General features: G+C 35.1%; 15 protein-coding genes and 1 rRNA gene. All 16 read right to left on the reverse strand.

The window, feature by feature from the left end; translation table 11 throughout:
* Positions 1-212, reverse strand: a 16S ribosomal RNA gene (locus AN960_RS18135); the annotation flags it as partial.
* 356 nt (positions 213-568) lie between these two features.
* Positions 569-2,050: a lysine--tRNA ligase gene (gene lysS / locus AN960_RS18140; RefSeq protein ID WP_056474397.1), complete on the reverse strand. Its 1,482-nt coding sequence runs from the start codon at positions 2,048-2,050 to the stop codon at positions 569-571.
* 134 nt (positions 2,051-2,184) lie between these two features.
* Positions 2,185-3,183: a tRNA dihydrouridine synthase DusB gene (dusB, locus tag AN960_RS18145; RefSeq protein ID WP_056474399.1), complete on the reverse strand. Its 999-nt coding sequence runs from the start codon at positions 3,181-3,183 to the stop codon at positions 2,185-2,187.
* 30 nt (positions 3,184-3,213) lie between these two features.
* Positions 3,214-3,414, reverse strand: coding sequence for a helix-turn-helix domain-containing protein (locus AN960_RS18150; protein ID WP_056474403.1), 201 nt, complete (start codon positions 3,412-3,414; stop codon positions 3,214-3,216).
* On the reverse strand, positions 3,366-3,863 hold the full coding sequence (gene folK / locus AN960_RS18155) for a 2-amino-4-hydroxy-6-hydroxymethyldihydropteridine diphosphokinase (protein ID WP_056474408.1): 498 nt from the start codon (positions 3,861-3,863) through the stop codon (positions 3,366-3,368). The genes AN960_RS18150 and folK overlap by 49 nt, the downstream gene beginning before the upstream one ends.
* Entirely contained in the window at positions 3,860-4,222 is a 363-nt protein-coding gene (gene folB, locus AN960_RS18160; protein WP_056474411.1) for a dihydroneopterin aldolase, read from the reverse strand. Before folB ends, folK begins: the two co-directional genes overlap by 4 nt.
* A complete protein-coding gene (gene folP, locus AN960_RS18165; RefSeq protein ID WP_056474414.1) occupies positions 4,215-5,057 on the reverse strand; it encodes a dihydropteroate synthase in 843 nt (280 codons plus the stop codon). Before folP ends, folB begins: the two co-directional genes overlap by 8 nt.
* Positions 5,054-5,926: an aminodeoxychorismate lyase gene (gene pabC, locus AN960_RS18170; RefSeq protein ID WP_056474417.1), complete on the reverse strand. Its 873-nt coding sequence runs from the start codon at positions 5,924-5,926 to the stop codon at positions 5,054-5,056. The genes folP and pabC overlap by 4 nt, the downstream gene beginning before the upstream one ends.
* The gene (gene pabA / locus AN960_RS18175) at positions 5,923-6,510 is read right to left on the reverse strand and encodes an aminodeoxychorismate/anthranilate synthase component II (RefSeq protein ID WP_056474418.1); all 588 of its coding nucleotides are present in this window, start codon (positions 6,508-6,510) and stop codon (positions 5,923-5,925) included. Before pabA ends, pabC begins: the two co-directional genes overlap by 4 nt.
* Positions 6,507-7,925 carry an anthranilate synthase component I family protein gene (locus AN960_RS18180; RefSeq protein WP_056474420.1) on the reverse strand — a complete coding sequence of 473 codons (1,419 nt, stop codon included), beginning with the start codon at positions 7,923-7,925 and terminating at the stop codon, positions 6,507-6,509. The genes pabA and AN960_RS18180 overlap by 4 nt, the downstream gene beginning before the upstream one ends.
* Positions 7,926-8,069: 144 nt before the next feature.
* Positions 8,070-8,990: a cysteine synthase A gene (gene cysK, locus AN960_RS18185; protein ID WP_056474424.1), complete on the reverse strand. Its 921-nt coding sequence runs from the start codon at positions 8,988-8,990 to the stop codon at positions 8,070-8,072.
* 154 nt (positions 8,991-9,144) lie between these two features.
* Complete coding sequence (gene hslO / locus AN960_RS18190) at positions 9,145-10,020, reverse strand: Hsp33 family molecular chaperone HslO (protein ID WP_056474429.1); 876 nt, start codon at positions 10,018-10,020, stop codon at positions 9,145-9,147.
* A gap of 13 nt (positions 10,021-10,033) precedes the next feature.
* Entirely contained in the window at positions 10,034-10,798 is a 765-nt protein-coding gene (locus AN960_RS18195; RefSeq protein ID WP_056474433.1) for a type III pantothenate kinase, read from the reverse strand.
* A 246-nt stretch (positions 10,799-11,044) separates the two neighbouring features.
* Complete coding sequence (gene ftsH / locus AN960_RS18200) at positions 11,045-12,961, reverse strand: ATP-dependent zinc metalloprotease FtsH (RefSeq protein WP_056474435.1); 1,917 nt, start codon at positions 12,959-12,961, stop codon at positions 11,045-11,047.
* Between the two features lie 81 nt (positions 12,962-13,042).
* Positions 13,043-13,582, reverse strand: a complete 540-nt coding sequence (gene hpt, locus AN960_RS18205) for a hypoxanthine phosphoribosyltransferase (protein ID WP_056474436.1) — start codon at positions 13,580-13,582, stop codon at positions 13,043-13,045.
* 9 nt (positions 13,583-13,591) lie between these two features.
* Entirely contained in the window at positions 13,592-14,980 is a 1,389-nt protein-coding gene (gene tilS, locus AN960_RS18210) for a tRNA lysidine(34) synthetase TilS (RefSeq protein ID WP_056474437.1), read from the reverse strand.
* Position 14,981 lies beyond the last annotated feature (1 nt).

Consider the following 14,981-nt stretch of genomic DNA (forward strand, 5'->3'; position numbering starts at 1 on the left):
ATCTTTCAATAAAGGAACAGGAGTTCCTTTATGTCATCCGGTATTAGCTCCGGTTTCCCGAAGTTATCCCAGTCTTAAAGGTAGGTTGCCCACGTGTTACTCACCCGTCCGCCGCTAACTAACGGGAGCAAGCTCCCATTAATCCGCTCGACTTGCATGTATTAGGCACGCCGCCAGCGTTCGTCCTGAGCCAGGATCAAACTCTCCATAAAAGTTAAGTTTAAATCTTGTATTGCTCAAAAAACTAATAATTGACGTTTACTTCATGTTTTGTTTAGTTTTCAAAGTTCACTTCATCGCTCTGAGGCGACTTAAACATCTTAACATTTTCTTTCGAATGTTGTCAATGTTTTTTTAAAAGTTTTTTTGTTGTTGTTTCGAATTAACGTGACAACGTTTAATAATATAACACCTATAAAAACAAAATACAATACCTAAAATTAAATTCTTTTTATTCAGATAGTTTATACCAGATTCCAATAAATAAATGATGTCCTTATTCCTTTAAAAAGATACATCCAATCTTAAAAAAAACTGGCTAAAAGTACCCTTTTAGCCAGTTAGTTTCTTACTTATGTCTCATTAACGGGAACAATAGAACGTCACGGATTGAAGGAGAATTAGTTAACAACATAACTAATCGATCAATACCGATTCCTAGACCACCAGTTGGTGGCATACCGTGCTCTAATGCTTCGATGTAATCATCATCCATCATATGTGCTTCGTCATTACCAAGCTCACGTTCTTTAAGCTGTGCTTCAAAACGCTCTTTTTGGTCAATTGGGTCATTTAACTCTGTGAATGCATTAGCATGTTCACGCGCCACAATAAATAACTCAAAACGATCAGTAAAACGTGGATCGTCAGCATTCTTTTTCGCTAGCGGTGAAATTTCAACAGGGTGACCATAAATAAATGTAGGTTGAATTAACGTTTCCTCAACTTTTTGTTCAAAGAATTCGTTAATAATATGGCCAACGGACATATTCGCATTAACTTCAACATTATGTTCTTTAGCATATTCTCTTGCTTGCTCAACTGACATCTCTGGCCAGAAATCTACTCCACAAGCTTCTTTAATCGCATCTACCATATGAAGTCTAGTCCATTTTGGCTCTAGGTTTACCGTGTACTCACCATAAGGAATAGTAGTAGTTCCTAAAACTTCTTTAGCGATATGAGCAATTAGATTCTCAGTAAGTTCCATAATATCAGCATAATCAGCATAAGCTTCATATAATTCAATCATCGTAAACTCTGGATTATGACGAGTAGAAATACCTTCATTACGGAATACGCGACCAATTTCATAAACCTTTTCAAGTCCACCTACAATTAGTCGTTTTAAGTGTAGCTCAATTGCAATACGCATATATAATTCCATATCAAGCGCGTTATGATGAGTGATAAATGGTCTTGCAGAAGCTCCACCTGCAATTGCATGTAGCATAGGAGTTTCAACCTCTAAATAACCTTGGCTATCTAAATAACGTCTCATAGATTGGATAATTTTACTGCGAGCAATAAATGTTTGTCGGCTATCCATATTCATTAAATCTAAATATCTTTGACGGTAACGTTGTTCAACATCTTGTAAACCATGGAATTTATCAGGAAGTGGTAATAACGCTTTTGAAAGGAATGTATATTCTTTAACTTTAATAGATAATTCCCCTACATTCGTTTTAAATACCACACCAGAAACACCTACAATATCACCTAAATCAGTAATATCAAAGATTTCATATTGTTCTTCGCCTACAGCATCTTTACGTACATAGATTTGAACTTGTCCATTTAAATCTTGAACATGTGCAAATCCAGCTTTACCTTTACCACGTTTAGTCATTACTCGACCTGCAAATGAAACAACAATCGCTTTTTCTTCTAATTCTTCCTTAGAAAACTGGTCAAATTGTGCTAATAAATCGTTTGAAGAATGTGTGCGCACAAACTTCTTACCGAATGGATCGATACCTTTTCCTTCAAGTGTTTTTAATTTCTCCCTACGTATAAGGGCTTGATCATTTAATTCTTCGTGACTCATTTTCTCAACTCCACGTAATTATTCAATAAATATTTAAATACAATATGATTTTAATAGAAAAACTGCCAGTAATTCGATCTGGCAGTTTTGTTTACTATAACTTATTATATTTTGTCAAGCGAAACCTGTCAAACTTACAAAGCTTGAGCAGCTTTCATTTTTTCTTCCACTTCATTAACGTATGTTGTTAATACTTCAACCATTTGAGCACGAGTACTAACCTCGTTAATTTGATTTCGAACTAATACAGTGCCTTTCAAACCTTTTAAATACCATGCTGCATGTTTTCTCATTTCCATTACAGCTACATGTTCTTTTTTCAAATCAATTAAACGGTCTAAATGCAATAAACATACATCAATTTTTTCACGTGCTTCTGGCTCAGGCATTAATACACCAGATTCCAAGTATTTTACTGTACGATAAATCATCCATGGATTCCCTAAAGCAGCACGACCAATCATTACGCCATCACAGCCTGTTTCATCTAACATACGCTTGGCATCTTGAGGAGTCTCCACATCCCCATTACCGATTACCGGAATAGAAACCTGATTTTTAACTTCTTTAATCCAGCTCCAATCAGATTTCCCTTCATACATTTGATAACGAGTTCGTCCGTGGATTGCAACTGCTTTTCCACCCGCTGCTTCAACTGCTTTTGCATTATCTACTACATATATGTGATCGTCATCCCATCCAAGACGCATTTTAACTGTAACTGGTTTACTTACATTCTGTGCTACAGCATATACCATTTCATGAATTTTATTTGGGTCTAAAAGCCATTTAGCTCCTGCGTCCACTTTTGTAATCTTAGGAACAGGACACCCCATATTAATATCAATAATATCTGCATTCGTATTTTCGTCAACATACTTAGCAGCTTCAACTAATGTTGATTTATCACCACCAAAAATTTGTAAGCTTAATGGCTTTTCACGTTCATCCATATAAAGCATATCTAATGTCCGCTTATTATTGTGAAGAATAGCTTTATCACTTACCATTTCTGCGCATACTAAACCTGCACCAAATTCTTTTACTGTTAAACGGAAAGCTGAGTTACAAACTCCAGCCATCGGTGCTAATACGACGGGATTTTTCATCTCGATGTCACCAATTTTTAGCACATCCCATCCTCCTTCTATTACAATAAAACCCTATATTGATAATTCCTCAACACTTACTTTTAATTGTTTTGCACAATCATGCAAAAACTGTTCAGTTGGCATACGATTCCCTCGCTCAACTTCACCTAACACTGAAACAGAAACTCCAAGGTTTTTTGCAAAGCCTTCTTGGGTAAAACCTTTTAATTTTCTAAAAGCCCTAATCCGTCTACCCCACTTTTCAGCTTCCATAATCGAACTCCTTTATCCTCTAAAAATTTAGTTTCAACCTTAATTGATTGATTAATTTCTTTTAAGGGGATTAATACAAAGCTTCTTTCAAACATTCTCGGGTGCGGTATTCTTAGGTGCTCAACTTCTATATCTTCGTGATTATAGAGTAAAATGTCAAGGTCTATTGTTCTTGGACCCCAACGTAATTCCCTTTTTCTACCAAGGTTTTGTTCGATTCCTTGCGTAACATCAAGTAATTGAAGTGGTGTCAAATTGGTAGAAATTTTAATAACGAGATTTAAAAATGGATCTTGGTCTACGTAACCAACTGGGTCTGTTTCATATATAGAAGAGATTTGTTCTACTTGAATGTCGGGATGGTCCACTAATTCCCTAATAGCTTTTGTAAGAAAACCTTCTCGGTCGCCTATATTTGTTCCTAAACTTAAATATGATTCATTTTTCATATGCGACCTCTTGTTATTTCAACTGCTACAAAATCATAATGTCCTGGTATTGGTGGATCTGGTTTTATGACTTTTACAGTACATTGTTGAATTAAATCGTATGTATTTAATATTTGTTTGGCAATCTCTTCAGCCACTGATTCAACTAAATCATAAGACTGACCTTGAACTACTTCTTCGCAGGTTTTAAATAAGTCTGCGTAACTTACTGAATACGCCAAATCATCTGTTTCTCCTGCTTTTTTTGTATCTAATTCGACAATTAAGTCAACATTAAATCGTTGCCCTAATGTTTTCTCTTCTTTAAATACACCATGGTATCCATAAAATCTCATACCTGTTACATAAATTTTATCCATTTTTAACTCCAATCTTTAACATCGCATCCATCATTTTAGTCATACGGGAAATCGCTAATACATCATGTACTCGTACAATTTCGCAACCTTTCGTAATACCTAAACAAACTGTAGCCCCTGTACCTTCCATTCGCTCATGTACTTCAGTACCAAGAACCTCCCCTATAAACCTTTTTCGAGAAGTACCAAGTAACACTGGATAATCCAATGCTTTGATTTGCTCCATTTGGTTTAAAACTTCCAAATTCTGCTCAGCTGATTTTGCAAAACCAACACCCGGATCCAAAATAATCATTTCATCCTTTACACCTGCGCGTTTTGCAATATTAATACTTTCTACTAAATCACAGACAAGATCACTCATTAAACTATAATAGTTTTCATCCGTTCGATTGTGCATTAAACAAATCGGAACATTATACGCTGCAGCCACTTCAGCAATTTTAGGATCTTTCTTTGCTCCCCAAACATCATTAATGATTGTAGCTCCTGCTTCAACAGCTTGCTTTGCCACTTCAGATTTATATGTATCAATTGAAATTGGGACATCAATTTCTTTAGATAATGCTGAAATAATCGGAACTACCCTTCTTAACTCTTCGTCTACATCAACTATTGCAGCTCCAGGCCTTGTCGATTCCCCACCTACATCAATAATTTTCGCACCATCAGCAATTAACTTTTTTGCATGTTGTATTGCTAATTCAATTTCGTTGTATCGACCACCATCAGAAAATGAATCCGGAGTTACATTTAAAATCCCCATCACAATTGTTTCATTCTGAATTGGTAATGAGTAATTTCCACAAATCAAAGGTTTAATTGCTCTTCTCACACTCGTTCACTTCTTTCCATTTCATTCATGCTTAATAAGGATTTTCGAAGATGTCTATAATCCTTTTGCAAATCCTTTATTACGCTATTTTCACTAACATTAAAGTTCCGCTCGCCAATTACTGTAACGGGAATAATTTCTTGAATTGAGTTTGAAATAAATATTTCATCCGCTTCTAACAGCTCTTGCTCCGTGTAGAAGCCCTCTTCAACTGTAATCCCTTTTAATTTAGCCCAATGGATTACAAACTGTCTCGTTATCCCATTCAAGATTCCCGTATCAACGTGTGGTGAATATAATCGATCTTGTTTAATAAAGAAGAGATTTGAAACAATACCTTCTGAAAGAAACCCATCTTTATTTAAAAAGATTCCTTCTATACTTGGTGAGTTACCGATCTCTTTTTTCCCGATAATATTATTTAAATAATGATGAGACTTTAATCGTTCTTTTCCTTCGGGAGAGTTTCGAGGGGTATTTAGTATTACCCCTTCTTTCTCTAAGATATTACTTTCATGCATTGGTTTAATAAAAATGATTGTATTTGGATTCGAATACTTACCAGTGTATAAACCTATTTCTCCATCACCCGCTGAAACATTCAAACGTATATACGCGTCTTGTAAATCATTTAATTCAATTAACCTATTTAAAATCGTTCGTATTTCCTCATCTAGCAAATTCCACTCGATATTCAGGTTTAATAACGACTTTCTTAAACGCTTTAAATGATCAAATAATAAAAATGGATGCCCATTATAGATCCGAAATGTTTCAAATAATCCTAAGCCATATAAAAAACCATGATCAAATGGAGATATTTTCACTTCATGATCGTTCAAGAATTCTCCATTACAATATAGTTTCATACTGTACTCCTAGACGGTTTATATGCTTGTAAAAAGTTCCTAAGCATTTCTTTGCCGAATTGTGACATAATCGATTCCGGATGAAATTGTACTCCTTCAATCGGTAATGTCTTATGTTTTAATGCCATGATTTCTCCATCATTCGTCCAAGCTGTTATTTCTAGCTCCTCAGGGAAAGTTTCTTTTTTAACAATTAAAGAGTGATATCGTGTAACGTCAATTGGAGATGGTAAGTCATTAAATAACCCTAAACCTTCATGTGTAATTGCAGATGTTTTTCCATGCATTAAGCGTTCTGCACGGACTACGTCACCTCCAAATACTTGAGCGATTGATTGGTGACCTAGGCATACGCCCAATATTGGGATTTTCCCAGCAAAGTGTTCAATGGCTTTTAAACTGATTCCAGCTTCGTTTGGTGTACAAGGACCTGGTGAAATCATCAAATAAGATGGAGCTAATACTTCGATTTCTTCTAAAGTAATTTCATCATTTCGTTTTACAATTAACTCTTCACCTAATTCGCCTAAATATTGAACTAGATTATAGGTAAATGAATCATAGTTATCAATCATTAATATCATTTTACATTCCCACCCAACTTTGCTTTTTCTTCACTTACTTTCTTAGCTGTCCATAAAGCTTGAGCTTTCTTAAGGCTTTCTAAGTACTCATGTTTTGGATTAGAATCAATAACAATACCAGCACCAGCTTGTACAAATGCTTGCTGGTCTTTTGTAATCATTGTTCGAATCGTAATGTTTAACTCCATATCTCCTGTGAAGCTAATCCATCCAACAGAACCTGTATAAATACCACGCTTGGTTGGCTCTAGTTCTTCAATAATTTCCATTGTACGAATTTTTGGAGCTCCCGTAATTGTTCCCCCGGGAAATACTGCCTTTAATAGGTCAAATGAATCCTTACCCTTTTGTAGCTCACCTCTAACATTTGAAACAAGGTGCATTACATGCGAATACTTTTCGATTACTAATAGTTCGTCTACTTCAACAGTTCCATATTCGCATACTCTTCCTAAATCATTGCGCTCTAAATCAACTAGCATAATATGCTCAGCTTGTTCTTTTTCATTTGAACGTAGTTCTTCCATCAGTTGTTGTTCTTCTTCAACTGTTTTACCACGAGACCTTGTACCTGCTATTGGTCTTGTCCAAACTTCTTGGTCACGTTTCGCTACTAATAGCTCTGGAGAGCAACTAACAATTTGAAACTCTTCAAAATCTAGATAGGACATATATGGTGACGGATTTATTTCTCTAAGTTGTTCATATATATACAATGGATCTGTTACAAGCGTCTCAGATTGTAGTACAGATAAATTCACCTGGAATACATCTCCCGCACTGATATATTCTTTAACATTTCCAACAGCATCCGTAAATTTTTGTTCAGACATATAGATTGTTTTTTCAATCTCATCGGTAGAAGTTCTCTTAGATAAATCGATTTGTTCTATTTCATTAATGAAGAACTCTTCTAAAGAATCTAGTCGTTCTTGTGCCTTATTTGCATTTTTCATTTCATCTATAACAATAAAATATAATTGTTTTTCTTGATGGTCATAAATAACCGCTTCATGGAAGATTAATAAATAAACATCTGGAATATTGTAGACATCCTCAGCCATTGATGGTAGGTCTTCAATATAATGGTTACAGTCATATGTGAAATAACCGATTGCTCCACCTTGAAATGGTGGTAAGTCATCTCTTTTTTCCGTAGTGTATTTAGATAGATATTCCTTTGCTAAATCAATTGGATTCCCTTCATACTCCACTTTCCCTGAGCATTCTTCGACCGTTAATTTATTATGCTTTCCGTATAACTTCGCAACAGGATTAGATGCCATAATTGAATATCTTCCGTCACGACCACTTTCAAGAAGTACGGCATTCTTTTTCTCTTTTACCGTTTCTACAAAGTATTTAAAGAAAGGTGTAGTATAATTGATAACTTTTGAAAAGATTTCATAATTCATGTGAATATCCCCCTCTGATAGCGCTTCTTTTTTCATTTTACACAAAAAGTTAGAAGTATACATCAAAGCATTTTATGGAAAAACAAAAAAACCTTTGCAGCTTGCAAAGGTTTTTTTAAATTTATCATTTCATCCATCAAAAAATTACTCAAATTGGAATAATGCTGTACTTAAATAACGCTCTCCATTACTTGGAATAATCGCAAGTACTTTTTTACCTTTTCCAAGTTTTTTTGCAACTTGTAACGCAGCACTAATTGCAGCTCCAGAAGAGATACCTACAAGTAAACCTTCTTCTTTTGCTACTCTTCTAGCCGTCTCCATTGCATCGTCATTTTTGATTTGAACGATTTCATCATAAACATCCGTGTTCAATGTTCCAGGTATAAATCCTGCTCCAATACCTTGAATTTTATGTGGACCTGGTTTACCACCTGATAAAACTGGAGAGTCTTCAGGTTCAACTGCAACAATATTAATTCCAGGGTAAGCTTCTTTTAACACAGCTCCAGCACCAGAGATTGTTCCTCCTGTACCTACTCCTGAGATAAATGCATCAAGTTGGTCTCCCATTTGTTCAACAATTTCAGGACCAGTTGTTAAACGATGTACTTCGGGATTTGCATTATTATTAAACTGTTGTGGAACGAAATATCCATTTTCTTTTGCTAATTCATCTGCTTTACGAATTGCTCCTCCCATTCCTTCAGGGCCTGGAGTTAGAACTAATTCTGCACCATATGCACGTAATAAGTTTCGTCTCTCAATACTCATTGTTTCTGGCATTACTAGAATTGACTTATAGCCTTTAGCAGCTGCTACCATTGCTAATCCAATACCGGTATTCCCACTAGTTGGTTCAATAATTGTATCACCTGGTTTTATTAAACCTTTTTTCTCCGAATCCTCAATCATCGCAAGAGCAATACGGTCTTTAACACTGCTACCAGGATTCATAAACTCTAGTTTTAAGTAAATATCCGCGCTGTCCTCGTCTACTAATCTGTTAAGTTTTACAATTGGAGTTCTACCGATTAATTCGTAAACTGAATTTGCAACTTTCATTTCATCCACTCCTAATTCCTAGTATATTGACCTGTTTAATATACATTATGTAAAAAACAAAAGAATCTGTCAATTACTTTCTCCTATACATAACTTGTATGAAATTCATAATAAATTATGAAAAGAAAGGTCGACAAATTCCTTCAATTTTCACCTACAATTTGCTAATTAATTCTTCTAATTGTTCTCCAGAAAAATGATAAGGCTCATTACAGAAATGACACGTTACTTCTGCTTTTCCATCTTCTTCTAATATTAATTGTAATTCTTCTTTACCGATACTTAAAAGAGCCCCTTCAATTCTCTCTCTTGAGCATTGACATTGGAATTTTACATCCATCGTTTCTAAAATTTTAACTTCTTCTTTCCCTAACACTTCATATAGAATTTCTTCTGGTGTAAGTCCTTCTTCAATCATTTTGGAAACAGGTTTAATCGTTTTTAAACGGTTTTCAATCTTCGTAATACATTCGTCACTAGCGCCAGGTAAGATCTGAATAATAAATCCTCCGCTTGCTAAAATCGAATGATCCGGGTTAACTAATACGCCGACACCTACAGATGAAGGTGTTTGTTCAGATACAGCAAAATAGTAAGTAAAGTCTTCACCAAGTTCACCTGACACGATTGGTACTGAGCCAGTGAATGGTTCTCTCATCCCAATATCTTTAACAACTGAGATTGTCCCTACAGTACCAACAGCTTTAGCTACATCTATCTTTCCATGTTTGTTAAGCTCAGTTTGCACATGCGGATTCTGTACATATCCTCGTACTTCACCTTTTGCATTACTATCGACTAAAATATGACCAATTGGACCATTACCTTCAACTTTTAAAGTTAACTTTTCTTCACCTTTTAACATAGCGCCCATCATTGTAGCAGCTGTTAGTGTACGACCTAATGCAGCAGAAGCATTTGACCAAGTATCATGACGTTCTTGAGCTTCTTTTACAATATTTGTTGATCTAACACTATATGCACGGACTTCGCCGTTAAAAGCTAATGCTTTTACTAAATAATCTTTCATGTTGTACCCCTTTTTATGAATTTCGTTTATAAATTAAATGTAGACCTTTTAATGTTAAATATGGATCCATGACATCAATGATATCTGATTCCTTAGATATTAATGATGCAAGTCCGCCTGTTGCTATAACAGTAGGTTCTACCTTTGCTTGAGCTTTCATTCGTTTTACAATACCTTCAACTTGACCTACATAACCATATAGGATTCCAACTTGCATTGCTTCTACAGTTGTACGACCGACAATATTAGAAGGTCTTGAAAGCTCAATACGAGGCAGTTTTGAAGCCTTTGTATATAGTGCCTCTGTTGAAATATTGATACCTGGTGCAATAGCTCCACCGATGTAATTTTTATTTTCATCTATATAACAATATGTAGTAGCCGTTCCAAAATCTACAATAATCAGCGGACTACCGTATTGTGCAATTCCAGCAACTGCATTAACAATTCGGTCTGCGCCTACTTCTTTCGGATTATCATATTTTATGTTTAAACCTGTTTTTATACCAGGTCCAACGATTAGTGGCTTTTGTTTAAAGTATTTTGTTGCCATTCTTTCCAAAGAGAACATAATCGGTGGGACAACTGATGAAATAATAACTGCATGAAACTCATCAAACCCAATGCCCGCGTATTCAAGTAATGATCCTATGACCATACCGTACTCATCTTCTGTTTTATAACGATTCGTCTCAATTCTCCAATGATGTATTAACTCGTCTTCTTGGTAAACACCTAAAACAGTATTTGTATTTCCTACATCGATGACAAATAACATATAATCCACCGTCTCTCCATTTCAAAAATAAAACTTTTATTTTATATTTTTAGTTTCAAGTACAATTTTTAATCACTATAAAAATAATGATAACACAAGTTGATAGTAGTTTAAAAATAGATGCTTTCTGCTGTGGGCACGGGTTCGTATTCGCGTCATTAAACCGATTTTCCCCATGTCCTTGACCTATTTGACTTTTCGCCAATAAACAAAAGAAAGAGTGTCTAGAAAGACACTCTTAATTTTTTATTCAGTGATTTTAGGCTCAGTTGGTTCATCATTCTTTTTAGAAATGTTAACTTTAATCTCATCATTTGAAGTTGGAGCTGTAGGAAGTGTACCTTGTTCCCAAAGACTCTTAATTCCTTTTGCATCTAAAGTTTCCACTTCTAATAATGTGTTAGCAAGCAAGTCTAATTTATCGCGATGCGTCTTAATAATATCAGTTGCTTTTGCATAACACTCTTTAATGATTGTTTGAATCTCAACATCGATTTCATAAGCAATTTTATCACTATAATTTTGTTCATTATTAAAGTCTCTACCAAGGAATACATTTCCTCCTTGAGATTGACCAAACTGTAATGGACCTAGTTTATCGCTCATACCGAACTCAGTAACCATACGACGAGCAATACCTGTTGCACGTTGGAAGTCATTATGAGCTCCTGTACTTACTTCACCAAATACCACTTCTTCAGCAACACGTCCACCAAGTAGACCTGTAATTTTATCAAGTAATTCTGGTTTTGTCATAAAGTAACGATCTTCTTTTGGAAGCATTACTGCATAACCACCAGCTTGACCACGAGGTACAATTGTTACTTTATGAACCATTTCAGCTTCATCTAACACTTGGCCAATAACCGTATGTCCAGCTTCGTGGAACGCAACAATTTTTCGCTCTTTTTCAGATATAACTTTATTTTTCTTAGCAGGTCCCGCAATTACACGGTCAGTTGCTTCGTCAATATCAAGCATATCGATTTTCTTTTTATCACGACGAGCCGCAACTAATGCCGCTTCGTTTAATAAATTCTCTAAATCTGCACCAGAGAATCCAGGAGTTCTTTGAGCAATAGCTTTTAAGTCTACATCTGGAGCTAATGGTTTATTTCTTGAGTGAACTTTTAATACCGCTTCACGTCCTATTACATCTGGACGATCTACTGTAATCTGTCTGTCAAATCGACCTGGACGTAATAACGCTGGGTCAAGAACATCTGCACGGTTTGTTGCTGCGATGATGATAATACCTTCGTTAGCACCGAAACCATCCATTTCAACAAGTAACTGGTTTAATGTTTGTTCACGCTCATCGTGACCTCCACCTAATCCAGCACCACGTTGACGACCTACAGCATCAATCTCATCTATAAATATGATACAAGGAGCGTTTTTCTTCGCGTTTTCAAATAAATCACGAACACGAGAAGCACCAACCCCTACAAACATTTCAACGAAATCGGAACCACTGATTGAGAAGAATGGAACTCCAGCTTCTCCTGCAACTGCTCTCGCTAATAATGTTTTACCTGTTCCTGGAGGTCCTACTAATAGTACCCCTTTAGGAATTCTTGCACCTAATTCAGAAAATTTACGAGGATCTTTCAAGAACTCTACTACCTCAACAAGTTCTTGTTTCTCTTCATCTGCACCTGCAACATCTTTAAATCGTACTTTCTTTTTCTCGTCATTATATAGACGAGCTTTGCTCTTCCCAAAGTTCATAACACGGCTTCCGCCACCTTGTGCATTATTCATTAGGAAGAAGAAAAGAATGAAAATAATTACAAATGGAATGAGTGAAGTGAAAATTTGCACCCATGCACTTGTTGTTTCAGCTGGATTCCAATTAGCCTTTATTTTATAGTCAGCAACTGCTTTGTTAACTATTTTTGTCGTTTCATCACTAATTGGTACTTGAGTTTGGAAAGATTCGCCTTTTTTTACATCTGTAAAATGACCTCTTACTATGTACACTCCATTTTTAGGTTGGATAGATGTTAAACTGCTAACATCACCTTTTTGTAACTTAGTATAAAATGTATCGTAACTTACTTTCTTAACTTGAGATTCTGGCCCATTGAAATATGTAACAACACCAATCACAACTAAGAAGATTAATATGTAAAAGACTGTATTACGGAAAATTCGATTCAATTCCAAACCTCCTCTCTTTCAATTTAATTACTTTATATAGTAGCATAGTTATACCATGTAAACAAACGAATAAAACTTGACTTATTTCGTGTAAACTTCAGGCTTTAAAACGCCAACATATGGCAGATTTCGATAACGTTCAATATAATCTAAACCATATCCTACTACGAAAGCATCTGGTACTTCGAAACCAACTAAATCAGCCTGGATATCTGCTTTACGTCCGCTTGGCTTATCTAATAAAGTAACAATTTTAACTGTATTAGCTTTGCGATGTTTAAATAGTTCAACTAAATAATTTAAAGTTAGACCACTATCAATAATATCTTCTAGAATGATTACATCTCTTCCTTCTACAGAAGTATTTAAATCTTTCACAATTTTTACTTCACCAGAAGAAACTGTACTATGTCCATAACTAGAAACATCCATAAAATCAATTTCGATATATGTATCAATATGCTTGATAAGGTCAGACATGAACGGAAGAGCTCCTTTTAAAACACCCACTACTAGTGGAAAGCGGTCTTTGTACTCTTCAGTTAGTACTGCACCTAATTCTACTACTTTTTGTTGAATTGCCTCTTCACTTACTAATACTTGTTGAATATCTTGTTTCATCTTTTCCTCCTAGAAACTCTTAGAAACCACCTGTATTGCAATGAGTGACTCATCTGTCGAAAAATTTCTTTCAAATGCAGATTTCTTTACGAAAGGTACCCATAATATATTATTTTGACTATCCGTAATTATTGGCCATTCATCACGTAATGATTGTTTCATTTTTTCATCAATAAATATATCTTTTAACTTTTTTGACCCATTCATACCCTTTAATGACATTCGATCACCATTCTTTCGATTCCGAACAACGAGTGGAAAAGAAACATCCTTGACAGAACAAATAAACATGGCGTTTTTTGGTTCAAAACATTGATTGTTTAATTCAACTTTTATTGAAAAACCATTTGGTAGTTCGTATACGCCAGGCTCATTAATAGAAATAGTATAATCCTTCACATTCATTCGTTCGAATGTAAAGGTGCATTCATTATATGAGCGTGTAACAAAAAGTCCTTCAGGCAAATGTTGCTCCCAAGTGGATTTTTCATTTCGTAATAAAGTCAGAATTGAATTAAGATGCCCGTGTGTCAAGCCTTTAGGGATATATAGGTAGACATAATCTAATATTAGTTGAATACATCTTCTTTGTAAAGATATAGGCATATTTAAAAACTGTTCAACATCAATAGTGACTGCTTGCTTTTCTTTATTTTTTATAACTGTATTCATTGCGTCTTCAGTTAATTCCATTAAATATAGTTCATCTTCCAATTGCTGTCGACTAAATTGCTGGAATCTTTTTTGTGCAGTTGGATTTTCTTCAAAAATAAAAGGTAAAATATGATGTCTAAATCGATTTCTTGTGTAAACATCTTTATCATTACTTGGATCTTTTCGAGGGATAATACTTTGTTCACGACAATATGTAGTTAAAGCTTGTTTTCTTAAATCTAAAAATGGACGAATAATTTCGCCTGTACTAAAAGATCTCTTTTCCCTAATGCCAGCGTAACCGACCTGCGAGCTACCTCTTACTAATCGCATCAAAATCGTTTCAACTTGGTCTTCTCCATGATGCCCTAACGCTAAAAAATTCGCTTCATATTTCTTCATCGTTTCATCAAAAAAATGATATCGACATTCTCTTGCCGCCAATTGACTACTTAATCCCGTTTCCTCGATATACTGATTCACATTTATGCTCTTACCTTCAAATTGAACGTTATTTTGGAGGCACCAATTCTTAACATATTCCAAATCATCTAAAGATTCTTGTCCTCTAAACATATGATCTACATGTGCGATAATAATCGAAAACTCATATTCCTCTCTGATTGATAAAAAAGAGTGAGCTAACGCCATTGAGTCTGGACCGCCAGAAACACCGATCACAATTACACTATTTCTGCTAATATTGTTTTGTTTAATAAATTCCTTTAATTGATTAATTACCATT

Source organism: Bacillus sp. FJAT-25509, from assembly GCF_001420605.1.
GTDB lineage: Bacteria > Bacillota > Bacilli > Bacillales > Bacillaceae_G > Gottfriedia.

Coding starts and splice junctions, on each gene's coding strand:
- lysS (WP_056474397.1), bottom strand. CDS start 2,050: ATGAGTCACGAAGAATTAAATGATCAAGCCCTTATACGTAGGGAGAAA.
- AN960_RS18150 (WP_056474403.1), bottom strand. CDS start 3,414: ATGGAAGCTGAAAAGTGGGGTAGACGGATTAGGGCTTTTAGAAAATTA.
- folK (WP_056474408.1), bottom strand. CDS start 3,863: ATGAAAAATGAATCATATTTAAGTTTAGGAACAAATATAGGCGACCGA.
- folB (WP_056474411.1), bottom strand. CDS start 4,222: ATGGATAAAATTTATGTAACAGGTATGAGATTTTATGGATACCATGGT.
- pabC (WP_056474417.1), bottom strand. CDS start 5,926: ATGAAACTATATTGTAATGGAGAATTCTTGAACGATCATGAAGTGAAA.
- pabA (WP_056474418.1), bottom strand. CDS start 6,510: ATGATATTAATGATTGATAACTATGATTCATTTACCTATAATCTAGTT.
- AN960_RS18180 (WP_056474420.1), bottom strand. CDS start 7,925: ATGAATTATGAAATCTTTTCAAAAGTTATCAATTATACTACACCTTTC.
- cysK (WP_056474424.1), bottom strand. CDS start 8,990: ATGAAAGTTGCAAATTCAGTTTACGAATTAATCGGTAGAACTCCAATT.
- hslO (WP_056474429.1), bottom strand. CDS start 10,020: ATGAAAGATTATTTAGTAAAAGCATTAGCTTTTAACGGCGAAGTCCGT.
- AN960_RS18195 (WP_056474433.1), bottom strand. CDS start 10,798: ATGTTATTTGTCATCGATGTAGGAAATACAAATACTGTTTTAGGTGTT.
- hpt (WP_056474436.1), bottom strand. CDS start 13,582: ATGAAACAAGATATTCAACAAGTATTAGTAAGTGAAGAGGCAATTCAA.
- tilS (WP_056474437.1), bottom strand. CDS start 14,980: ATGGTAATTAATCAATTAAAGGAATTTATTAAACAAAACAATATTAGC.